The organism is Capnocytophaga sp. G2 (assembly GCF_035282625.1).
GTDB lineage: Bacteria > Bacteroidota > Bacteroidia > Flavobacteriales > Flavobacteriaceae > Capnocytophaga.
Window position 1 is genome coordinate 15,616 of sequence record NZ_JAYKBU010000015.1, and the last position, 21,363, is coordinate 36,978.

22 protein-coding genes are annotated in these 21,363 nt (G+C 36.4%); 12 read left to right on the forward strand and 10 right to left on the reverse strand.

Translation table 11 applies throughout. The features are described from left to right. Positions 1 to 79 precede the first annotated feature (79 nt). The 6 genes from VJJ03_RS09030 to VJJ03_RS09055 form a co-directional block, all read right to left on the reverse strand. On the reverse strand, positions 80 to 2,209 hold the full coding sequence (locus VJJ03_RS09030; protein ID WP_009401332.1) for a S9 family peptidase: 2,130 nt from the start codon (positions 2,207 to 2,209) through the stop codon (positions 80 to 82). A 106-nt stretch (positions 2,210 to 2,315) separates the two neighbouring features. Further along, positions 2,316 to 2,579, reverse strand: coding sequence for a 50S ribosomal protein L27 (gene rpmA, locus VJJ03_RS09035; protein ID WP_009401331.1), 264 nt, complete (start codon positions 2,577 to 2,579; stop codon positions 2,316 to 2,318). A gap of 41 nt (positions 2,580 to 2,620) precedes the next feature. Then, positions 2,621 to 3,235 carry a 50S ribosomal protein L21 gene (rplU, locus tag VJJ03_RS09040; protein ID WP_323975127.1) on the reverse strand — a complete coding sequence of 205 codons (615 nt, stop codon included), beginning with the start codon at positions 3,233 to 3,235 and terminating at the stop codon, positions 2,621 to 2,623. Between the two features lie 93 nt (positions 3,236 to 3,328). Next, positions 3,329 to 3,586 carry a hypothetical protein gene (locus VJJ03_RS09045; RefSeq protein ID WP_323975129.1) on the reverse strand — a complete coding sequence of 86 codons (258 nt, stop codon included), beginning with the start codon at positions 3,584 to 3,586 and terminating at the stop codon, positions 3,329 to 3,331. A 36-nt stretch (positions 3,587 to 3,622) separates the two neighbouring features. Beyond that, complete coding sequence (locus VJJ03_RS09050; RefSeq protein ID WP_009401328.1) at positions 3,623 to 4,582, reverse strand: ribonucleotide-diphosphate reductase subunit beta; 960 nt, start codon at positions 4,580 to 4,582, stop codon at positions 3,623 to 3,625. Positions 4,583 to 4,676: 94 nt separating this feature from the next. Then, positions 4,677 to 5,243 carry a hypothetical protein gene (locus VJJ03_RS09055; protein WP_009401327.1) on the reverse strand — a complete coding sequence of 189 codons (567 nt, stop codon included), beginning with the start codon at positions 5,241 to 5,243 and terminating at the stop codon, positions 4,677 to 4,679. 267 nt (positions 5,244 to 5,510) lie between these two features. On the opposite strand from VJJ03_RS09055, the gene VJJ03_RS09060 reads away from it, so the two are divergent. From VJJ03_RS09060 to pepE, 6 genes are all read left to right on the forward strand, one after another. Further along, positions 5,511 to 6,443, forward strand: coding sequence for a transcription antitermination protein NusB (locus VJJ03_RS09060; RefSeq protein WP_009401326.1), 933 nt, complete (start codon positions 5,511 to 5,513; stop codon positions 6,441 to 6,443). Positions 6,444 to 6,473: 30 nt separating this feature from the next. Next, complete coding sequence (locus VJJ03_RS09065; RefSeq protein ID WP_009401325.1) at positions 6,474 to 6,914, forward strand: DUF1573 domain-containing protein; 441 nt, start codon at positions 6,474 to 6,476, stop codon at positions 6,912 to 6,914. Between the two features lie 13 nt (positions 6,915 to 6,927). Next, positions 6,928 to 7,236 (forward strand): preprotein translocase subunit YajC, encoded by a 309-nt coding sequence (gene yajC, locus VJJ03_RS09070; protein WP_009401324.1) that lies wholly within the window; start codon positions 6,928 to 6,930, stop codon positions 7,234 to 7,236. A 118-nt stretch (positions 7,237 to 7,354) separates the two neighbouring features. After that, positions 7,355 to 7,972, forward strand: coding sequence for a 7-carboxy-7-deazaguanine synthase QueE (locus VJJ03_RS09075; RefSeq protein WP_009401323.1), 618 nt, complete (start codon positions 7,355 to 7,357; stop codon positions 7,970 to 7,972). 10 nt (positions 7,973 to 7,982) lie between these two features. Then, on the forward strand, positions 7,983 to 8,642 hold the full coding sequence (locus VJJ03_RS09080; protein WP_323975133.1) for a spermidine synthase: 660 nt from the start codon (positions 7,983 to 7,985) through the stop codon (positions 8,640 to 8,642). A 198-nt stretch (positions 8,643 to 8,840) separates the two neighbouring features. Continuing rightward, positions 8,841 to 9,548, forward strand: a complete 708-nt coding sequence (pepE, locus tag VJJ03_RS09085; protein WP_040358759.1) for a dipeptidase PepE — start codon at positions 8,841 to 8,843, stop codon at positions 9,546 to 9,548. Positions 9,549 to 9,558: 10 nt separating this feature from the next. Here pepE and VJJ03_RS09090 read toward each other — a convergent pair whose 3' ends face one another. The 4 genes from VJJ03_RS09090 to VJJ03_RS09105 all read right to left on the reverse strand — a co-directional run bounded on the left by VJJ03_RS09090 (position 9,559) and on the right by VJJ03_RS09105 (position 13,918). Beyond that, the gene (locus VJJ03_RS09090; protein WP_009401320.1) at positions 9,559 to 9,876 is read right to left on the reverse strand and encodes a hypothetical protein; all 318 of its coding nucleotides are present in this window, start codon (positions 9,874 to 9,876) and stop codon (positions 9,559 to 9,561) included. Between the two features lie 254 nt (positions 9,877 to 10,130). Next, complete coding sequence (gene dnaX / locus VJJ03_RS09095) at positions 10,131 to 11,222, reverse strand: DNA polymerase III subunit gamma/tau (protein WP_009401318.1); 1,092 nt, start codon at positions 11,220 to 11,222, stop codon at positions 10,131 to 10,133. A gap of 67 nt (positions 11,223 to 11,289) precedes the next feature. Next, the gene (locus VJJ03_RS09100; RefSeq protein ID WP_323975135.1) at positions 11,290 to 13,185 is read right to left on the reverse strand and encodes an ABC-F family ATP-binding cassette domain-containing protein; all 1,896 of its coding nucleotides are present in this window, start codon (positions 13,183 to 13,185) and stop codon (positions 11,290 to 11,292) included. A gap of 133 nt (positions 13,186 to 13,318) precedes the next feature. After that, the gene (locus VJJ03_RS09105) at positions 13,319 to 13,918 is read right to left on the reverse strand and encodes a nitroreductase family protein (protein ID WP_323975137.1); all 600 of its coding nucleotides are present in this window, start codon (positions 13,916 to 13,918) and stop codon (positions 13,319 to 13,321) included. 232 nt (positions 13,919 to 14,150) lie between these two features. On the opposite strand from VJJ03_RS09105, the gene VJJ03_RS09110 reads away from it, so the two are divergent. The 6 genes from VJJ03_RS09110 (at position 14,151) to VJJ03_RS09135 (ending at position 21,317) form a co-directional block, all read left to right on the forward strand. Further along, positions 14,151 to 15,494, forward strand: a complete 1,344-nt coding sequence (locus tag VJJ03_RS09110) for a DUF5723 family protein (protein WP_009401315.1) — start codon at positions 14,151 to 14,153, stop codon at positions 15,492 to 15,494. Between the two features lie 143 nt (positions 15,495 to 15,637). Beyond that, positions 15,638 to 16,375, forward strand: coding sequence for a bifunctional demethylmenaquinone methyltransferase/2-methoxy-6-polyprenyl-1,4-benzoquinol methylase UbiE (gene ubiE, locus VJJ03_RS09115; RefSeq protein ID WP_009401314.1), 738 nt, complete (start codon positions 15,638 to 15,640; stop codon positions 16,373 to 16,375). Between the two features lie 6 nt (positions 16,376 to 16,381). After that, the gene (locus VJJ03_RS09120; RefSeq protein ID WP_009401313.1) at positions 16,382 to 17,074 is read left to right on the forward strand and encodes a porin family protein; all 693 of its coding nucleotides are present in this window, start codon (positions 16,382 to 16,384) and stop codon (positions 17,072 to 17,074) included. A 10-nt stretch (positions 17,075 to 17,084) separates the two neighbouring features. Further along, positions 17,085 to 19,052, forward strand: a complete 1,968-nt coding sequence (locus tag VJJ03_RS09125) for a protein-disulfide reductase DsbD family protein (RefSeq protein ID WP_323975139.1) — start codon at positions 17,085 to 17,087, stop codon at positions 19,050 to 19,052. Between the two features lie 43 nt (positions 19,053 to 19,095). Beyond that, positions 19,096 to 20,787, forward strand: a complete 1,692-nt coding sequence (gene dld / locus VJJ03_RS09130; RefSeq protein WP_009401311.1) for a D-lactate dehydrogenase — start codon at positions 19,096 to 19,098, stop codon at positions 20,785 to 20,787. A 26-nt stretch (positions 20,788 to 20,813) separates the two neighbouring features. Further along, positions 20,814 to 21,317: a hypothetical protein gene (locus VJJ03_RS09135; RefSeq protein ID WP_323975141.1), complete on the forward strand. Its 504-nt coding sequence runs from the start codon at positions 20,814 to 20,816 to the stop codon at positions 21,315 to 21,317. The last annotated feature ends 46 nt before the right edge of the window (positions 21,318 to 21,363 follow it).

Sequence of the window (21,363 nt, forward strand, 5' to 3'; positions counted from 1 at the left end):
ATAATTAATTTTATAGAAGATAAGAGGCTGTCCTTGCAAACAGGGACAGCCTCTTTACATAGGTCAAATATGAAGAAAATTAATTTTTAGCCTTTTCTACATTATTCTTGAGAATATATTCAACAATAGTTTTGGAAAGATGAATACGTTTAGGCCCCTGTACATTATGTTTTTGCAGAGGGTAGAGGAAGGAGTCTATGACCTTTCCTTCTTTAATAGCAGCTAAGGAAATTGCTAACATGTTTTGTGGAACCACGGTATCATCTATATATCCATGAATATAAAGGATATTTCCTTTTAAGTTCTTAATATAATTGGTAACACGAGTATCTTCATAACCTTCTGGATTTTCTTCGGGAGTATCCATATAGCGTTCTCCGTACATTACTTCATAGTATTTCCAATCAATAACAGCTCCTCCTGCGACTGCGGTAGTAAAAACGCCTGGATAACGATACATGAGAGAAGAGGTAAGGAATCCTCCAAAACTCCAACCATAGACGGCCATGCGATTGCTATTTACATAAGGAAGAGATTTTAGATACTCTACTCCCACTAATTGGTCTTTCATAGCATAAGTAGCTAAATTACGGTGAATTACACTTTCAAAAGCAAATCCACGATTTTCAGAGCCACGATTATCTAAAGTAAAGATGAGATATTGTTCATTTTGAGCCATGGCTAACATCCATGTATAAGTGCTTCCTGCCCATTCATTAACAACCAACTGAGCATGAGGTCCTCCATATACATATACTAATACGGGGTATTTCTTATTAGGATCGAAATCACGAGGTTTTACCATTTTTCCATACAGAGGAGTGCCATCATCTGCTTTGAGAGTAAGAAACTCTACAGTTCCTAAGTCATATTTTTCAAAAGGATTTTCTGCCTGATAGAAGGTATTAGAGGTGTTCTTATGAATATCCACTAAGGAGACATTATAGGGGGTATTTAAGGCACTGTGGATATCTAATAAATAGCGTCCGCTATGGCTTAGCATTCCATTATGGACTCCTCCTTTAGGGGTGATATTTTTTACAGTTCCTTTTTTGATGTTTACACTATAAATATGTCCTTCACGAGGATCTTCTCCTGTTCCTTTAATGAATACAGTTTCCCCCTTAGTATCAAATCCTAAAACTTCTTGAACAACCCATTTGAAAGAAGTAAGCTGGCGTGATTTGGTGGAGTTGGTAGCACCTATATAGAGGTTCATAAAACCATCTTTCTCACTAAGCCAGATGAATTCGTTAGGCTTATTAGGGATGAAGATGGCGGCTGTTTCAGGTTCTACCCATCGAGAATTGCTCTCTTGCCAGAGAGTTTGTGCCTTTTCCCCTGTTTCACGATTGTATGTATTTAAATCATAGTGATTTTGACCACGATTGACTTCAGCTAAAAGAATTTGTTTTTCATCAGGTGTCCAAGCTAAATTAGTAAGGAAATGGGCATCGTGGTTATCTACTTTAAGATAAGAAGTAGTTCTTTTAGAAAGATCAAATACACCTACTTTAGCGATTTCATTTTTTCCTCCTGCCATAGGGTATTTAATACTTTTTAGGGAAGCAGGAGTGGTAGTTATATCCACTAGAGGGTAATTGGTTACTTGACTGACATCTTTTTGGTAGAAAGCAATATAGTTTCCATTAGGAGACCAGAAGATACCCTTTTGAATACCAAATTCATTTCGGTGGATGAACTGTCCTGAGATAATATTTTCATCCTTGAAAACAGCAATGGGAATACGTGATTCAGAAGTTGTGGCTACGAACAAGTTATTATCTAAAGTATAGGCAACAGCTCTTTGTGCATGATTATATTCTGCATTCTCTGCTTTTTCAGGAAGTGTAATGGTAAAGAGGGGTTTCTCAATTAAATAATCATAGATATGATATTTGTTGCCATTTGTAATTACTAATTGATTACTATCTACATAAACAATGGAGGGATATCCTTGCAAACTGTATGTTTCAGATAATTTTTTAACATTAATAGAGGCTGCTTCTACTCCTTTGTTGTCAAAAATAGCAAAATTGCCATCCTTGTAGTACATGTAATTATCGGTTCCTTCTATCCAGCGCAAGTCATATAAGCGCTTAACCCGTAAGGAATAATTATAAGCGGCTTGGTCAGTCGCTATTGTTTGCTTCTGGCAGAATCCTACAAAAGGGAGACATAAAGCGATGAGGAAACTTATTTTTTTCATTTTATATAAATTTAGAGCTACAAATTTACGTTTTTTTTCATAATAAAAAAAGCAGTGAGGGAATAAATCTCACTGCTTTTTTGTTAAAAAGAAATTACTTTAAGTCTTATGCTTCTGCTAAAGGTTCAATAGAGACATAAGATTTGTTATTCTTTTTCTTTTGGAATCTTACAATTCCATTTATAGCGGCATGTAATGTATGGTCTTTACCCATATATACGTTTTCTCCAGCTATATGTACAGTTCCTCTTTGGCGAACGATAATGTTACCTGCTACCGCAAGTTGACCTCCATATATCTTCACACCCAATCGTTTAGAGTGTGACTCTCTACCATTCTTAGAACTACCGACACCTTTTTTGTGAGCCATATTATTTAATTTAGTACTTGATATTCAAGTGGGTTATACAATTATTTTACAATTCCTCCATTAAGTTCATCTTGCCATTTTTTAAGTTCGTCCCATTTGCCATCAGCAGCAAGGCGAGCTTGTTGAGCCCATGTTTGAGGATCAAGGTGGGCTAAGGTATTACTTGCCTCCATAAGGATGGCATGAATTTCTTCCACGGATTTTTTAGAGAGTTTGTCAAAAGTATCTACCCCTGCCTTTACTAGGGCTTCAGCAGCTTTAGGACCAATACCTTCTACTTTTTTAAGATCATCCTTTGGTGTGTTTTTAGATTTACTTTCCTTTGCAGAAACTTTTTTTCCACCAGAGGCAAGAATTTCTTCTATCATGATTTCAGTAAAAGATTGACGATGTCCATTTTTTACTTTATAACCTTTGCGTCTTTTCTTTTTGAAAACAATAACTTTGTCTCCTTTTACATGACGTAAAACTTTAGCTTGCACAGAAGCTCCATCTATAGCGGGGGCGCCAATGGTAATGGTTCCATCTTGATCCAAAAGAAGTACTCTATCAAAGATAACTTCACTTCCTTCGGCATTTTCCAAGCGGTGAACAAATACTTTTTGGTCTTTGCTAACTTTGAATTGTTGCCCTGCCATCTCTACAATTGCATACATATTCGGTTGCTTTTAATTAATTAAATTTGGGCGCAAAAGTAAGACTTTTTTCAAAAATAGCCAAACTTTTTTGCAGGAAAATAAATTAGTTTTTCAAGATTCCCATTCAAACCGTTTTTCTGCCTCTTTCTCTCCTACTTTCACTTTGTTAATATGAGTAAACTTTACATTAGGATCTACTTCTGTGAATTGTAAGGCTTTCTTAATACAATAGTCTATTTTATAGGCGACAGCGATACATACACGGTGATTGCCAACCAGCCCCATTGCCATATAGATATATTCTCCTTTTGTAAAGTAGTCGGTATTGATAAGGTTGATTTCTTGGTTGATTTCTTTGGTTAGATGCATTTTGGTAAAAGATTAGATTTTGTTATTAATTAAGTACTAAAATAAATCATTAGCGGTAATACTTTTATCGTGCTTAGTATAAGCGGTAGGTCGTTTGGCAAAAAAGTCATCAAGTTCGTTTACGAAGACCTCTTCCTCAAACCACAGCATGGGTTTTGCTTCTTCAGCCGTGATACCAAAAGGTTTGCCTAAGTCCAGTTGGGTAAGGGCATCATCCAAGCGATAGCGCATATAATTAGCTAAATCCTTCTTGGTGAAAAAATCTAGTTCACCTTCCTCAAAAATCCAGTCCAGCATCTTATCCTCCAAGAGAATATATTCGCGAATGAACTGAGTTGCCTCTTCTTTTGCTTTAGTGCGGAACTCTGGATTTTCCTCGAAAATAGTCTTGAGAATATAGATGCCTGCATTGGCGTGCACTTGCTCATCTATGGAAGTCCATGCAATAATATTGGCTACATTCTTCATATATCCTTTAAAGCGGGTAAAGGAAAGGATAGTTGCAAACTGGCTAAAGAGGGAGGCATTCTCAATAATTAAGGTAAAGAAAAGGATACGCTCCATAGCATTCTCTCGGTTCTTTGCCAAATATTCCTTAAGCACACCATTTCTTTCTTTGAAGATGGGTACTTCCAGAAGTGTTTCGAACTCATTGTTGTAGCCTAATACCTCCAATAATCGTGAATAGGCTTCTGAATGGCGAAACTCACATTCGGCAAAAGTAGCTCCCAGCCCGTTGAATTCTGGTTTTGGGAAAATGTCATAGAGGTCTCCCCAAAAGGTTTTTACAGCTACCTCTACCTGTGCAATCCCCAATAAAGCACGTTTTACGGCTTCTTTTTCTATTAAGCTGAGATTGGACTTAAAATCTTGTATATCAGCGGTAAATTCTACTTCAGAGTGCACCCAAAAGGTCTGGTGCATCATATCCACGAATTTCATCACTTCTGGATACTCAAAGGGCTTGTAATTTTCTCTTTTGTCAAATATTCCCATTTTTTTATAATTAATGAATAATGATTAATGAATAATGAGGAGAGGGCGAATTGCCTCACATACTCCGCTTTCACAGACTTTGTTCCTACAGGCACTAATCACCAATGATTAGATATACTATATAGATTATAATAGCGGCGATGAAAAAGTAAAAGTACCATTTAAAAAAGTCAAAGGGGCTTTTCTTGATGAATAAAGAGTCCTTTTTCTCGGTGGAACTGGTGGTTTGGGTTCCTTTCTTGGGAATGTAGCCAGTTTTGGCTTCCAAATCTAAGACAGCCTTGAAGAGAGGTTCGCGTGCCTTATTGACCTCTTCGGGGGCTTGATCCCAAGCAATGGTGTAGTAACTTCTGACACGCTCCCACATAGGGTGACCTGGGGTTACCTCTTCCTTAACATTGCCTTTTTGGTAAAAGAAATGTACATTGGATCCATCGGGATCAGAGGTGGCACTGATGCTCTCGTAGTTCTCCGAGGAGCGAGTCTTGGACTGAGTGACCGCTGCTTGCAGGTCGGTTTGCTTGCCTAAGAAAAAGTCATCAATGATGTCCTTGGCTTCCTTGAGACCTAAATGAGCCGTCTCCATCAAGAGCTTTACCGCTTCTAGCTTGTGACCCTCACGGATAAGGGTCTCTATCTGGCCAATGTCAGTTTGTGTCATAGTGAAAAAATTATGTGCAAAATTAGAACTTTAAGTAGGGTTTTGCAACAAAAAAAGAGGATGATGTCATAAATACTTATAAACAAAAGACTTATTTTTTCCACATAAGATTGTTAATAACTTTTTGTCTCCTATTCTTTATTAGAGTACTACTTATTAAAAATCAGCGAGATACTATTTTTGTAGTAAAAAAAAGAAAAAAGTAAGAGTTATATAAAAATAAATATGTACTTTTGCCGGTAAATTTGCAATTAATTAAAGTTCTTTATGCTCACACGTAGGCACATTCGTGTAAAGGTAATGCAGTGCATTTATGCACTGCATCAGGAAGAAAATCATAACTTGCAGCGTCAGGAAACTTTCCTGCAAGCAAGTATGGATAATATGTATAGCTTATATATTATATTAATGGGTTTGTGGGTAGCCCTTTATGAGCGTTCTAAGCAAATGCAGCTTCTCTTCCAAAGCAAGTTTATCCGTAATGAGGACATTTCACATACTTTGTTTTCTGAGAATAAAGCATTACAACTTATTATAACTAATAAGCAATTGAATGAAGCAATTGAACAGGAAAAGAAATTATCTTGGTATACCTATAATGAGTATGTGAACATCTTATACAATAAGTTAGTAGAGAGCAAAATATATAGAAGACAAATGGCTCTTGAAAGGACTTTTGAGAAAGATAGACAATTTTTGGTGGAACTTTACACAGAAGTGATTGCTCCAAATGAAGAACTTTTTGACTTTTTATCAGATAAGGAAATTACATGGAGTGACGATTTTCCTATAGTGAATACCTTGATAGTAAAGCTTCTTAAGGGACTTTCACAGGGAAAAGAAGCAAATCTCCTTCCCCCTTTGTTCAAAGATGAGTCTGATAAGGAGTTTGGAAAGGAACTCTTAAGGAAGACGATATTAAATGATGAGTTGTTTCATCAATATTTAGTGGAAAAAACTCCCCAGTGGGATACAGAGCGTATTGCTGAAATTGATGCTATCCTTATTAAGATGGGAATTACAGAATTTCTTAAGTTTCCTAGTATTCCTGTAAAGGTTACACTTAATGAATATGTGGAGATAGCTAAAGAGTATTCTACCCCTAAGAGTAGTGTTTTTATAAATGGTATTTTGGATACACTTTCTAAGGATTTCATACAAGAAGGAAAACTCAAAAAAATAGGTAGAGGACTTTTATAATGATAAAGAATTAATAAAAAAAAGGATTTTATGAAAAAAATATTTTTTTTAGCAGGAATTGCCTTATTGGCTTCTTGCTCAGAAAATGGTACAAATGCTGCCAGTAAGATCAAGCAAAGTAACTTAGAAGAAGCTCAAAGGACAGCAGAACAAGCAAATCAGTTTCCCGTAATAAAATTTGAAGAAACTACTCATGATTTTGGAGAAATCAAACAGAATGTGCAAGTAGAAACCTCCTTTGAATTCAAAAATACAGGAAAAGTACCTTTAGTAATTACCAATGCTACCAGTAGTTGTGGTTGTACTGTTCCAGAATATCCTAAAGAAGCTATTGCACCAGGAGAGAAAGGAGCAATAAAAGTAGTATATAATGGTTCAGGCAAGGATGCTATCTCTAAGACAGTCACCCTTACCACTAATACAGAACAAGGTACAGAACTCCTTACTATTAAGGCTTTTGTAAAAGAATAATAACACAGATTTTATGAATATAGTATTACAAGCAGCTCCTCAGGGGGGAGGAGGTAATTTCCTTTTTATCCTGATAATGGTCGTTATCATGTTTGCTTTTATGATATTTCCTTCTATGAGAAGACAACGACAAGAAAAGAAATTCTACGAATCACTTAAAAAGGGAGATAAGGTAATTATGAAGAGTGGATTACATGGGAGGATAGTGGAACTTACAGATACGTCTGTAGTGATAGAAACCCTTTCTGGAAAGCTTAAATTTGAACGCACAGCCGTGTCCTTGGATTACTCTCGAAGAATACAACAAACAGAAGATAAGTAATCTAAAGACAAGTAATCTTATGTATGTAATAAGGTAAAAAGTAATAAATTCTATTACTTTTTACCTTTTACTCAATATCTAAGTCCTGAATATTTATTTAGAATCACTTATAAATTAAATGCAAGAACTTATAACACGAGGGGAAGTGCTTCCTTTGATGGAGTCTTTTTATACTATTCAAGGAGAAGGATTTTATAAGGGAACAGCGGCTTATTTTATTAGGTTAGCAGGTTGTAATGTAGGATGTCATTGGTGCGATGTTAAGGAAAGTTGGGATGCCTCTATACATACACTAGTTCCCATTAAAACAATGGTAGAAGAAGCTTTTAAATTCTCAAAAATAGCGATTATTACAGGGGGAGAACCCCTGATGTATAACTTAGATCCTCTGACAGAACTTCTTAGAAGTAAAGGAATTCGTACTCATATAGAAACCTCTGGTGCTCACCCTCTTACAGGTGTTTGGGATTGGATATGTCTCTCTCCCAAAAAGAATAAGCGCCCACTTCCACCAATTCACCAAAAAGCCAATGAACTAAAAATGATTATTTATAATCAGCATGACTTCCTTTTTGCGGAGGAAATGTCCGTTCTCACTCGTACGGATTGTATCCGTTACCTACAACCTGAGTGGAGTAGAAGGGAGAAAATGATTCCTAAGATGGTAGAATATGTAATGGAACATCCTCAATGGAAAATTTCCTTGCAGATGCATAAATACTTGAATATTCCTTAAATGATATATAATGTTCAAACGTATTTTTAGTTATATTCTTCCTTTCTCTCTCTTCCAGAAAGAATCAACTATAAGTGGATTGCTTTCTGTAACACTTCTCAATGGAAAACAAATACTTAATTCTCCTAATACTGATTATTCTTATGGGAGTCTCCAACGTGTATTGCGCTTTGGACTCCATAAGATAGGTTTTGACCTTATTCGCAGCCAAGAAAAGGTGCTTGTATTAGGTTTGGCGGCAGGAAGCGTAGTGGAGACCTTAGTAGAAGAGGTTAATTTTCAAGGAGAAATACATGGAGTAGATATAGATAAAGAGGTAATAGAGATAGGAAAGCAATACTTCCATTTGGGAGAGATAAAAAACCTGCAGATATTTATAGAGAATGCACAGGATTATATAAAAAGAACACACGATAGGTATGATTTGGTAATAGTAGATATTTTTCAAGACGATAGAATGCCTAACTTCCTTTTTGAGCCTTTATTCTTTAATCAAATTAATAACATCATAAACAAAGAAGGGATAATTCTGTTTAATACAATTGTGAAGAATAAGCAAGAATTTCAGAGAAATAGGAGTTTTATGCATATTCTTAAGGAGGAATATAATATCTTAGTTTTTTCAAAAATAGAATTAAATAATGAACTGATTATTTTAACGAAGAAATAATTATAGATACTTTTTAAGTGATTCTCTTGGGTAAATCATAAAAAAAACGTAGTTTTGTAGAAGTTAAACATATCTAAAAGATTTTGAAATATGAAAAAAATGATTTTCTCCCTACTTATATTTTTAGTAGGTAATTTTGTTAGTGCACAGAGAATCTCTCTAGAGAATAATCCTCAAGAGAACCAAACGCAAACTCCTATGAAAAAAATTCTACTTGCCAGTACTTCAACTGTTTACGGAGGTACTTATTTATCCTATTTGAAAGAAGAACTTGTACGCTTCTTTGATGGGGTAGATGAAATTCTATTTATTCCTTATGCACGTCCCAGTGGTATCTCTCATGATGAATATACTGAAAGGGCAAGAACATTTTTTGCCACCATTGGCAAGAAGGTCGTGGGAATACACACTTTTTCGAATCCTGCAGAAGCAGTAAGAAAAGCCAAAGCTATTTTTACAGGAGGAGGGAATACGTTTTTACTTGTGACTAAGCTCTATGAGAATGGAGTAATAGAACCTCTTCGTGAAGCCGTTAATAATGGAACTCCTTATATGGGAGCTAGTGCTGGAACCAATATAGCAGGGCAGAGTATGCAAACTACAAATGATATGCCTATCATCTACCCACCCAGTTTTAAAACTTTAGGGGTAGTGCCTTTCAATATCAATCCACATTACCTTGACCCAGATCCTAAGAGCAAGCATAAGGGAGAAACCCGTGAAACCCGTATCAATGAGTTTCATGTACTAAATGAGACTCCTGTTATTGGCTTACGTGAAGGAAGTTGGCTTGTAATAGAAAATGGTAAACTTACACTCAAGGGCAAACTTACAGCTCGTATTTTTGAGCAAGGTAAAAAGCCTTATGAATGGGATGGTAAAAAACCTCTTTCCTTTTTTAAATAAAGAGAAATTATCAGAATTGTAAGCCTAATTCCCGAATAAAGGTTTCTAAATAAGGATTTTGTTCTTTTAATGCTTTGTATTTCTCCTCAGGAGTATAAGCAATATTGGAGGTATTTTCTTTATTTACAGTAATCTGTAGTGAAATATTATAGTTGTTTAGTGACTTACAAATATAGGCAAGCAATCGTTTTTGTTGAGAGAGGATTTCTATTTGTGCAATATCAGTAGCTACTTCTAATTGGATCATATCATCCTTAATAGTAGGCGTATTTTTGCCCAAATTAGTGATAAGGAGGTGTTCTCCTCTTTTATCTAAAATAGTCAACATGTTTTGCCATACACGCGCAAAATCATCTGATGAATAGTCATCGGTAGCAAGGTTTTGTGCGTGTATATTTTTGTCATCACGTACTTTAGCTGCTTCACGCTTAAGTTGAATGCTCTTGAGAGAAGTAGCCGAGACACTATGTTCAGGAGGAGAGACCGTTGTGGAGGAACTGTTTTCTTTTGTTGAAATATTATATGTATCTTCTTTATTTACAGTCTCTTGTGTTGTGGTTTTATGAAAGAAAGCAACAGGAATTATATATCCATCATTTTTTTTTTATCCCCTTCAAAGGTTAATGAGGCAAGTTGCATTAAGGTAAGTTCCACCAGTAGGCGAGGGGTACGGCTTGTCTTGTACTCTAGGTCGCATTTGGTGGTAATTTCTAAAGCTTTTATAAGGAAAGGAAAATCACATTGTTCGGATTGGGTTGCATATTTCCTTTTGGTTTCTTCACCTACTTCCATAAGAGCAATGGTTTTGCTATTCTTGCAAACCATTAAATCCCTAAAATGCCCTGCTAATCCTGCTATAAAATGTTGTCCATCAAAACCATGAGCAAGAATACCATTGAATTCTACTAGAAGTTGTGGGATGTTATTTTGTAGGATAAGGTCGGTAATTTTGAAATAGGTATCATAATCCAATACATTAAGTATTTCTGAAACAGCCTGTCGGGTGATAGTTTTCCCACAGAAACTCACGACCCTATCAAAAATAGAAAGAGCGTCGCGCATAGCACCATCTGCCTTTTGAGCAATGATTTGTAGGGCTTCATCTTCAGCATTTAATCCTTGTTCTTTAGCAATATACTTAAGATATTCACGAGCATCATTTATAGTAATCCGTTTGAAATCAAATATCTGACATCGGGAGAGAATAGTGGGGATTACTTTATGTTTTTCGGTAGTTGCAAGGATGAAAATAGCATGTGCAGGGGGTTCTTCCAATGTTTTAAGAAAAGCATTGAAAGCAGCATTAGAGAGCATGTGTACCTCATCAATGATATATACTTTGTACTTTCCCACCTGAGGGGGGATACGTACTTGTTCAATAAGGGAGCGGATCCCTTCTACACTATTATTAGAAGCTGCATCCAACTCAAATATATTAAAGGCAAAATCATTATCTTCCTCTTGAGTAGAGGTTGTTTTTTCATTGATTTTCTTTGCTAGGATACGGGCGCAAGTAGTTTTGCCCACTCCACGAGGACCTGTAAAAAGTAGGGCTTGCGCTAAGTGATCATTAGCGATAGCATTCTCCAGAGTGTCAGTAATGGCTTGTTGACCCACTACATCCTTGAATGTCTGTGGGCGATATTTACGTGCAGATACTATAAATGGATTCATGCGACAAAGATACGAAAATAATAATTAGTTTTTAATGATCGAGAATGAATTTTTTAGTTATTTTTGATTAGTCATTAATCATTAATGAAATTTTCTCCCATTCTTCCATAAGAGTATCTAAGGCTTCTTTCTTCTGTCCATATTCTTCTAAGAGAGAGGCTGTGGGAGATACACTCTGTAACTGTTCATCCAATAGGGCAAGTTCTTTTTCTAAGTTACTAATCTGATTTTCTACTTTACTAAGTTGATTTGTGAGTTTTTTTCGTTCTTTTTGTTCTTCATAGGATAAAGTTTTTCCCTTATCTACCAAAGCATTTTTTTTCACTTCTTCACCTTTTTCTATTTCTCGGAAGGAGGAAACGGCTCTTTGCTCTAAGTAGAAGTCAATATCTCCTAAATACTCTTTGATATTATGATTCTTGAATTCATATACTTTTTCAGTGAGTCCAGTAAGAAAATCACGGTCATGGGAAACAATAATCAGTGTTCCCTCAAAGCGTTGTAAGGCTTGTTTGAGGACACTTTTGGAGGCAATATCCAAGTGATTAGTGGGTTCGTCCATTACCAGAACATTGAAAGAAGAAAGGAGCATTTTTGCCAATGCTAAACGGTTACGTTCGCCCCCGGAGAGGACTTTTACTTTCTTCTCCACTTCATCGCCACGGAAAAGAAAAGCCCCTAATATGTCCCGTACTTTAGTGCGATTGGAGTCATTGGCAGCATTGAGCATTGTATCAAGTAAGGTGAGTTCACCATCCAAATACTGGGCTTGGTTTTGAGCAAAGTAACCAATTTCCACATTGTGACCTAAGCGAATATTACCCTCAAAGGGAATCTCTCCTATAATCATTTTGGCAAGAGTGGTCTTCCCTTGACCATTTTGTCCTACAAAGGCTATTTTACTTCCTCGTTCTACCAGGAGATTTACATCCTTTAAAATATTCTTTGCTCCATAGCTCTTGCTCACATGGTTTATCTCCAGAACTACCTTGCCTGGTTGTTGGGAAATAGGAAAATGTACGGACATTACAGAATTATCCTGCTCATCTACCTCAATGCGTTCAATACGCTCTAATTTTTTGATGAGTGATTGTGCCATGGAAGCTTTAGAGGCTTTGGCACGAAATTTATCAATAAGTTTTTCCGTTTGTTGAATCATTTTTTCTTGATTCTTCTGAGCGGAAAGCTGTTGGGCTATCATCTCCTTTCTTAGTTCCAAGAAAGCAGAGTAAGGTTTAGGATAATCATAGATACGTCCTGCTACTATTTCAATAGTACGATTGGTTACATTATCCAAGAACATCTTGTCATGGGAGATGATCACCACTGCTCCAGGAAAAGTCTTAAGAAATCCTTCAAACCATATAATGGATTCTATATCCAGGTGGTTGGTAGGTTCGTCCAAGAGAAGAATGTCATTTTTTTCCAAAAGGAGTTTGGCAAGTTCTATTCGCATGCGCCAACCTCCTGAGAAACTATCGGTTAGGCGGGTGAAATCCTTTCTAGAAAAGCCTAAGCCCGTCAGGATACGTTCCGTATCCCCTTTGTAGGAGTAACCTCCGTGAATTTCATATTCATGAGTGATGTCATGTAGGCGTATGAGCAGTTTATTATAACTCTCACTTTCATAATCGGTGCGCTCTGCCATCTCCAAATGGATAGCGTCCATTTCTGCTTCCAAATCAATGAGATTGGAGAAGGCTTGGTATGCCTCCTCAAGGACGGTACGCCCTGCAACAAAGTCAATATCTTGCCTTAAGTAACCTATTTTAGTGTTTTTCTCCAAGGCTATAGTTCCCGTATCGGGATGTAACTGACCGGAGAGAATTTTAAGCAAAGTGGATTTTCCAGCTCCATTCTTTCCAATGATTCCTACACGATTGCCTCCATTGAGCATAAAAGCTACTTCCGAAAAGAGTGTTTCTCCTTGGAATGAAATAGATAAGCCACTGACATTCAACATTTATTATAAGATTAAAAAGTAGGGGCAAAGATAGGAAATAATTATCAAAGGCTAATGAATATTAAGTATATTTCTTTGGGACAAAAATAAATAAGGCTGATAAAAAAACAGCCTTATTGTACTAACCTTAATTTTATTTATTTTTTACTACTTCTTCTAAAGGTAATCGTTTCTTAGGGGTAAAAGAAGGTTGATTTTTATCCTCAGGGTTACGATAGCCAATAGCTACAGCAAAAAGCGTACGATAATCGTTCTCTTGGAGAATCTTGTCATATTCTTCAGGAAGAATACCTTCCATAGGAGTGGAGTCAATCCCTATAGAGGCACAAGCAGAAAGGAAATAACCTAAGGCAATATACACTTGGTGGGCAAGCCATGACCGAACGAAAGCTTCTCCTTTAGCTTTTATTGTTTGTCGGTAGAAATTGGCTCCTGTCTCGGAAAGGAAACTTTTAGATTTTTCCTCAAAGAGTTCTTCACTGGCTATTACCCTGAATACTACCAGATGGCTTGCCTCTCTTACACGTTGTTCATTGATGAAAGAAACTTTGGCAAAAGCATCGTTCTTAAGTTTCTCATCACTCACAAATACAAACTGCCATGGTTGGCTATTGATAGAGGAAGGACAAAGTCGTAGAATTTCTCTTAATTCTTGGATTTTTTCCTCTGGAATGCGTTGATTGCTATAAGTTTTAGTAGTATAGCGAGTTTGTGCTAATTTTAAGAAATTCATATTGAATCAATTTAAGAATAGGCAAAGGTAATAAATATTTTCTATTTTCAATGCTAAATAGATTTATTTCTTAATAAATATCTTTAAGCATTAATTTTTCCAGAATGTATAATAAACATGGTAAAATTATTATATTTGGATTTTAACAACCATAAACGTTAAATAATAATTAAAAATTAATAATTAATCATTATTTTTGTACATTTGCCCCGTGAAAAAATAGATTATAAATATGAAAAGAATCTGTCTTTCGTTGCTTGTTTTAGCCACTTATCAGGGCTTTGCACAACAATCTTTTTCGGGATTAAGAACCAGCGTATATGGAGGCACACTAACTCCCATTTCTAATCCCGCTAATGTACTTGGAGCACGTCCTTGGGATGCCAATCTGATATCTGTAGATGCTGATATGGGAAATAATACTATGGGATTTTCTCCAAATTTGACAAAGTCCCTTGAGGATTTCTCTAAGGGGTTGAATAATGTAATTGATGCTAACATTAAAGCGGATATTTTAGGTCCTTCCTTTCTATATCGTATCAATAAGAAACATGCAGTAGGGCTTTTCTCTCGTGCACGAGCTATGGCAAGTGTCGATGGCGTAGATGCTAAGATGTTACAGGCATTTTTATCAGCTAAGAATTTAGAACTACCTACCAATCCTTCGGATTACTATAAGGTGAAGAGTATTAATGATATGAACTTATTGGTCAATGCCTTTATGGAGATAGGAGCCACTTATGCTTATACCCTATATAATGATGGTTATAATCTTATGCGTGTGGGAGCAACTCTTAAGTATGTACAAGGTTCAGGTAGTTTCCGTATGGGATTTTCAGGAATTAACAGTGATAATGTAACTCTTCGCAGAGAGAATGGTGATGTTATTATGCATGTAGGGAATGGATATGCAGAGGTAAGGAGTGGTGGTCTGAATGTAATTAATGATGGTTCGTTAGGAGACCTCTTTAAATCAGAGGCTTCTACTGTAGGACTTGACCTCGGTTTTGTGTATGAATATAGCCAAGATGGTTGTCCTAATTGCGACGGACATATTCCTTACGATTTTAAGGTGGGGGTTTCCTTGTTAGATTTAGGACGTCTCAAGTACAAGACAAATAAAAACTCTTTTACATACACTCTTCATAATCAAGATATTAATCTTGAAAATATGCAAGATAGTTTTGATAAAATGTCAGATGCTTTGAAAAGAACACAAGAGGGAGAATCTTTTGCCTCTTCTTTGCCTACTACACTGAATATCAATTTGGATTACCGCTTTATAGAAGGAGTATATTTGAACCTTTCCAGCCAGTTCAATGTAGTAAAGAAAAATGAGTATAATGCACGTTATGCAAATGACTTTGTGCTAACTCCTCGTTGGGAAAATAATACTTTTGGCGCTTATTTGCCTATGAGTATTAATTCAGTATCTAAATTTAATGTAGGAACAGCGGTTCGTTTAGGACCTTTGTTCTTCGGATCTCGTAGTATTTTGACTAATTTGATAGCTAAGAACAATGCTAAAGAGCTGAATTTCTTTTTTGGTATTCGTTTTGGTGGAGCTTTTGAATAGTGAAAATTTTATTTTTTTCGGCATAATTAAAAACTCAAGGAGTGCTCTTTCTTAGAGTACTCCTTTTCTTTATCCTAAAAAATTAATAATTGATAATTAACAATTAATCATTAATTTGTATCTTTGCGCCTAAATTGAAATTTATGAAACAAGAAGAGATAGTAACTCCAGATAAGAATTCAGATAAAGGGAAAAAAGTACAGGTACAAGAAATGTTTGATACTATTTCTTCTTCCTATGATGGGCTCAATAGGGTAATGACCCTGCGTATGGACATTTCTTGGCGAAAACATGTGAGAGAAAAAGTGTTTCAAATAAAACCTGGCACAATACTTGATGTAGCTACAGGAACGGGAGATCTGGCTATAGAACTCTCTAAGATTCCTAAAGCACATATTATTGCTGTAGATATCTCTCAAGGAATGCTTTCAGTGGGAGAGAAGAAGGTAAAAGAGTTGAACTTATCAGATCGTATTACTATGCAGGTAGCCGATAGCGAAAACCTACCTTTTGCTGATGAGAGTTTTGATGCTGTAACAGTTTCTTTTGGAATTCGTAATTTTGAGAATCTTGAAAAAGGACTTACTGAGATTAAGCGAGTACTCCGTCCTAAAGGACGATTGGTTATTTTGGAGACCTCTGTTCCCACTCGTTTTCCTTACAAACAGGGATATAAGTTATATACAAAATTTATAGTCCCTCTCATGGGAAAATTCTTAGCAAAGAACCAAAATGCTTATGCTTATCTCTCAGAGTCCGCTGCTAAGTTTCCCTTTGGAGAAAGATTGTCACAGATTCTTTCTAAAGAAATAGGCTTTTCAAAGGTTATCTACAAGCCCCAAACGTTAGGCGTAGCTACTATATATATAGCTGATAAATAAGTATATATGAAGAAAATTATAGGAATATTATTTGTAATACCTTTCTTTGCAAAGGCACAACCTATTACTAATTTAGAGGATTTTGATTATCAAAAATTCCAATGGGGTTATTATTTTGGACTTAACTCATTAGATTTCCGTTTGGATTATCAGAAATTGGACTATACTACTAATAATCTTATAGATATCCAAACGAAAAAATCAGCAGGTTTTAATGTGGGACTTACAGGGGATTTACGTCTTGTGGATCACTTGAGCCTACGTTTTGAACCGGGTCTTATCTATAATAAGCGGCATTTGGAATTTCCTAATTTTACCAATGATAATGAACGTATAAGGGATATTAATTCTACTTATATCTATGTTCCTGTTCTCTTGAAATATGGTGCTAAGAGATGGTATAACTTTAAGCCTTATATAACCGCTGGAGCTTCTATGACTTTGAATCTTAGTGCTAATAACAGATCTCATGCAGATAATAGTGAAGGAAAGTTTCGGGTGAATCCCACAATATTCTTTTATGAGTTGGGTTTCGGAATTGATTTTTATACACCTCATTTTCGTTTTACCCCCTCTATACGTGGGTTATTTTCTATTAATAATGAACTTATTTGGGATAATGACCCTGCCAGTCCCTGGACAAGTAATATAAAGGGACTCTATACACGAGGGATAATGATTAATCTTACATTTGAATAACTTAATTTATATGAAAAAAAGTAGTTTTGTTTTATTCTTTTCCATATTATGGAGTTTTATGGCTAAAGCCCAAATTTCTTTTGGGAGTAAACCCTTTGAACAACGTGATGAAAATCCTGTACAATGGTCTTTCTCTCAGGAGAGACTTTCTGATACAGAATATTTGCTTACTTTTAGTGGGAAAATTGCTCCAAAATGGCATGTTTATTCTCAGAAAAATCCAGAAGGAGGAGCCCTTCCTATGGTCATTACCTATACAACACAGGGAATAGAGCTTATGGGAGAATCTCAAGAGGAAGGTCTACAGAAAGCTTTTAATGATGTTTTTGGAGCGAACGAACTTTTCTTTGAGAAAAATATAAAAATCACTCAAAAAGTTAAGCTTACTGATCCTAATGTAAAGTATATCAAAGGGGAAATCTTCTGCCAAGCTTGTATAGATGTATGTATCAACCTCAAGGAGGATTTTGCCTTTTCTTTGGATGGATCTGTGGCTCAAGTAGAAGAAAAACACATAGATGCACGTAGTCAGGATTTGGCAAAAAATCTCGAGCTCCCTCTCAAGAACAAAGAACTTATTGAGGAAACAAAAAAAGAATCCAACTGGACAGTATTCATCTTAGGCTTCTTAGGAGGCTTTATAGCCTTACTTACTCCTTGTGTATTTCCTATGATACCTCTTACAGTCTCTTTCTTTACTAAGCAGAGCAAAACACGTAGAAAAGGTATATTCAATGCTTTTCTATATGGGCTTTTTATCCTATTGATATATGTGCTTTTAAGTATTCCCTTTCACTTTTTGGATAATATAGATCCCGAAATTCTCAATACTATTTCTACCAATGTATGGTTGAATGTAATTTTCTTTGTAATTTTTGTATTTTTTGCTTTTTCCTTCTTTGGATTCTATGAAATTACGTTGCCTGCATCATGGGGGAATAAGATGGATAATGCTTCTAATATAGGGGGAATTATTGGAATTTTCTTTATGGCACTAACTTTAGCCATAGTTTCCTTCTCTTGTACGGGACCTATTTTAGGATCACTTTTGGCGGGATCACTCTCCTCAGGAGGAGCTACTCAACTAACTTTAGGAATGGCAGGTTTTGGGCTTTCCTTGGCTTTACCGTTTGTACTCTTTGCTCTTTTCCCCTCTTGGTTGAATTCTTTACCCAAATCAGGAGGTTGGATGACCACTGCTAAAGTATTTTTGGGCTTTTTAGAATTGGCTTTTGCACTTAAGTTCCTTTCTAATGCTGACCTGGTAGAGCACTGGGGATTGCTTAAAAGAGAAATATTTGTAGGGCTCTGGTTTATTCTTTTTGCCTTACTCACCTTATATCTCTTTGGTTTTATTCGTTTTCCTCATGATGGACCTAAAAAATCATTGCTACAATACTCCAAAGGTCGTTTGTTTATAGGGGTACTTTCGGGATTATTTTCTATATATCTGCTTTTAGGACTTTTCGGAAAGAATAGCTTGCGTATACTTAGTGGTTTCCCTCCCCCAGAATCTTATGCCTTCTTCCCTAAAGAGCAAAGTAGTGGACAGATTGTCTTTAAGGACTATTATCAAGGAATGGCGTATGCTAAGGAACATAATATGCCAGTGATGTTGGATTTTACAGGATGGGCATGTGTGAATTGCCGTAAAATGGAGGAACATGTATGGACGGACTCTCAAGTGAAGCAACTTATGCAACAGTATGTTCTTATCTCTCTTTATGTGGATGATAAGGAGGAACTCCCTAAGGAACAGCAATTTGATTTTAAGCATCGCAACGGTCGTGTGGAGTATATAAAGACTATAGGGGATAAGTGGGCAACTTTTCAAGAGGTGAATTTCTCTACGGCTTCCCAGCCATATTATGTCCTCCTTTCACCTAATACAGAACTTCTCTCTACCCCAGTACAATATGTGGATACAGAAACTTATAAAGAATGGCTTGAAAAAGGAATTAAATCAATGGTTAATTAATTATCAATTTATTAAATATTACATTGTTAACAATTTGTAAATTGTGAATACACAAAATTTATTAGAAAGACTACGTCAGATTGTGGGGAGTAAGTATGTGATTACAAACCCTTCACAGACAGAACGCTATCGCACTGGTTACCGATTTGGGACAGGAAATGCTTTGGCGGTGGTGCGCCCTGCTACTCTGTGGGAACAATGGCAAATCCTTGAAGCTTGTATGGATGCAGATGTAATTGTCATCTCTCAAGCTGCAAATACAGGAATTACAGGAGGGTCTAATCCTTTTGGAAATGATTATGACCGTGATGTAGTGATTATCAATACTATGCGTAATGATAATATTCAACTTATCCTCAATGGAGAACAAGCGGTATGCTTACCTGGTTCTACATTGAATCATTTAGAACAGGAACTTAAGCCTTATGGGAGAGAACCTCATTCGGTGATTGGCTCTTCTTGTATAGGAGCTTCAGTGATTGGTGGAGTATGTAATAACTCAGGAGGCTCTCTTGTACAGAGAGGTCCTGCCTATACTGAGATGGCGCTCTATGCTCAGCGTAATGCTGATGGGAAACTGGAGCTTATCAATCATTTGGGAATTGATTTAGGGGAGACTCCTAAGGAGATACTCACTAACCTACAGGAGGGGAAATACCAAAATAAGGATATCAAGGACACTGGGAAAAGAGGGCATGATCATGAATATTGTAATCATGTTCGTCAGATAGATGCTGATACTCCTGCTCGCTTTAACGCTGACCCTGCTCGTCTATATGAAGCTTCAGGAAGTGCAGGTCGCCTTGCGATCTTTGCCGTGCGTGTAGATACTTTCCCTGCCGAAGAGCATACAGCAGTGTTCTACATTGGTACTAATGACACTAAGGTACTCACTGAGCTACGCCGACACATGCTTGGAACCTTTGAGCAGATTCCTATCTCCGGAGAGTATATTCACCGTACAGCATTTGACATTGCTGCTAAATATGGTAAGGATACTTTCTGGTACATCAAGCATGTAGGTACTGAGTACCTACCTAAACTCTTTTCTCTTAAAGCATGGGCAGACCGTGTGGCAAAAAAACTCCCTTTTATGCCACATCATTTTAGTGAAAAATTCCTACAGGGTACCTCTAAACTTATGCCTAAGCATTTACCTCAGATTATGTGGGATTATCGTAATCAATATGAACACCACCTTATTCTAAAAATGGGTGGAAAAGGGGTAGAAGAAGCTCGAGAATACCTTAAGGAATACTTTGCTGATAAGAATAAAGGAGCTTATTTTGAGTGTGATGCTAAGCTTGCCCAAGCAGCTATGCTCTTGCGTTTTGCTGTAGCATCAGCAGCCATTCGTTACCGCTCCGTACATGAAAAAGAAGTAGAGGATATTGTAGCTTTGGACATAGCTCTTAAGCGCAATGAGGAGAACTGGTTTGAACAACTCCCTGCCGAATTAGACAACAAGATCCTACATAAACTCTACTATGGACATTTTATGTGTCATGTTTTCCATCAGGATTATGTGATTAAGAAAGGCTATAATTGTGAGGAGATAGAGGAAGAAATGCTTAAGATACTTGATAGGAGAGGAGCGGAATATCCCGCCGAACATAATGTCGGTCACCTATATCACGCCAAGGATTCCCTTAAGAACTTCTATAAGGAACTGGATCCTACCAATAGCTTTAACTCAGGTATTGGGAAGACCTCTAAGAAAAAAGATTGGAAATAGGGATTAATTATCAATGATTAATACTTATGAAAAAAAGAATAATATTCTTATTATTTGGGTTACTCTTCTCTTGTCATGCGCAAAGAAAGAATCTCTTACCGCAAAACAAACAGGCTATCCACCAGGAGTGTTATTGTGATAAAGATATAGCTATGGACAGGACAACCCGACATATAGTGTTAACACATATTCGATTACGTAAAGAGGGAAATGATTATTTCATACAAGGAAATTGTTGTGATATACTAAGAGCTTATGTGCAAAGCGAAAAGGGAGAATATGAAGAGGAATCGGTACAATGTATCTCTGATGAGATTCAAGAATTCCGTCTTACAAACAATATTCAGTATAGTCTTTCTTACAAGGGCAAGGGAGAACAGTTTATTTTAACCCAAAAGTGGGAAGAAGCAAAACCTTTTTTTCTGAGCAAAGAACTTCAAAGGGAGGATGTTTTCATAGAAGTAGGAGTCTCCAATGAAAACAATTCTCTTCTTTGGGTATATACAAGAAACTATAATTATAAGAAGTAAAGAACTTATTTCATGACTAAATAATTCAAAACTTAAAAACTAAAAT

What these genes read in the sequence shown, in the direction of transcription:
- VJJ03_RS09030 (WP_009401332.1), bottom strand. Translation starts at nt 2,209, where the DNA reads ATGAAAAAAATAAGTTTCCTCATCGCTTTATGTCTCCCTTTTGTAGGA.
- rpmA (WP_009401331.1), bottom strand. Translation starts at nt 2,579, where the DNA reads ATGGCTCACAAAAAAGGTGTCGGTAGTTCTAAGAATGGTAGAGAGTCA.
- rplU (WP_323975127.1), bottom strand. Translation starts at nt 3,235, where the DNA reads ATGTATGCAATTGTAGAGATGGCAGGGCAACAATTCAAAGTTAGCAAA.
- VJJ03_RS09045 (WP_323975129.1), bottom strand. Translation starts at nt 3,586, where the DNA reads ATGCATCTAACCAAAGAAATCAACCAAGAAATCAACCTTATCAATACC.
- VJJ03_RS09050 (WP_009401328.1), bottom strand. Translation starts at nt 4,582, where the DNA reads ATGGGAATATTTGACAAAAGAGAAAATTACAAGCCCTTTGAGTATCCA.
- VJJ03_RS09055 (WP_009401327.1), bottom strand. Translation starts at nt 5,243, where the DNA reads ATGACACAAACTGACATTGGCCAGATAGAGACCCTTATCCGTGAGGGT.
- VJJ03_RS09060 (WP_009401326.1), top strand. Translation starts at nt 5,511, where the DNA reads ATGCTCACACGTAGGCACATTCGTGTAAAGGTAATGCAGTGCATTTAT.
- VJJ03_RS09065 (WP_009401325.1), top strand. Translation starts at nt 6,474, where the DNA reads ATGAAAAAAATATTTTTTTTAGCAGGAATTGCCTTATTGGCTTCTTGC.
- yajC (WP_009401324.1), top strand. Translation starts at nt 6,928, where the DNA reads ATGAATATAGTATTACAAGCAGCTCCTCAGGGGGGAGGAGGTAATTTC.
- VJJ03_RS09075 (WP_009401323.1), top strand. Translation starts at nt 7,355, where the DNA reads ATGCAAGAACTTATAACACGAGGGGAAGTGCTTCCTTTGATGGAGTCT.
- VJJ03_RS09080 (WP_323975133.1), top strand. Translation starts at nt 7,983, where the DNA reads ATGTTCAAACGTATTTTTAGTTATATTCTTCCTTTCTCTCTCTTCCAG.
- pepE (WP_040358759.1), top strand. Translation starts at nt 8,841, where the DNA reads ATGAAAAAAATTCTACTTGCCAGTACTTCAACTGTTTACGGAGGTACT.
- VJJ03_RS09090 (WP_009401320.1), bottom strand. Translation starts at nt 9,876, where the DNA reads ATGTTGACTATTTTAGATAAAAGAGGAGAACACCTCCTTATCACTAAT.
- dnaX (WP_009401318.1), bottom strand. Translation starts at nt 11,222, where the DNA reads ATGAATCCATTTATAGTATCTGCACGTAAATATCGCCCACAGACATTC.
- VJJ03_RS09100 (WP_323975135.1), bottom strand. Translation starts at nt 13,185, where the DNA reads ATGTTGAATGTCAGTGGCTTATCTATTTCATTCCAAGGAGAAACACTC.
- VJJ03_RS09105 (WP_323975137.1), bottom strand. Translation starts at nt 13,918, where the DNA reads ATGAATTTCTTAAAATTAGCACAAACTCGCTATACTACTAAAACTTAT.
- VJJ03_RS09110 (WP_009401315.1), top strand. Translation starts at nt 14,151, where the DNA reads ATGAAAAGAATCTGTCTTTCGTTGCTTGTTTTAGCCACTTATCAGGGC.
- ubiE (WP_009401314.1), top strand. Translation starts at nt 15,638, where the DNA reads ATGAAACAAGAAGAGATAGTAACTCCAGATAAGAATTCAGATAAAGGG.
- VJJ03_RS09120 (WP_009401313.1), top strand. Translation starts at nt 16,382, where the DNA reads ATGAAGAAAATTATAGGAATATTATTTGTAATACCTTTCTTTGCAAAG.
- VJJ03_RS09125 (WP_323975139.1), top strand. Translation starts at nt 17,085, where the DNA reads ATGAAAAAAAGTAGTTTTGTTTTATTCTTTTCCATATTATGGAGTTTT.
- VJJ03_RS09135 (WP_323975141.1), top strand. Translation starts at nt 20,814, where the DNA reads ATGAAAAAAAGAATAATATTCTTATTATTTGGGTTACTCTTCTCTTGT.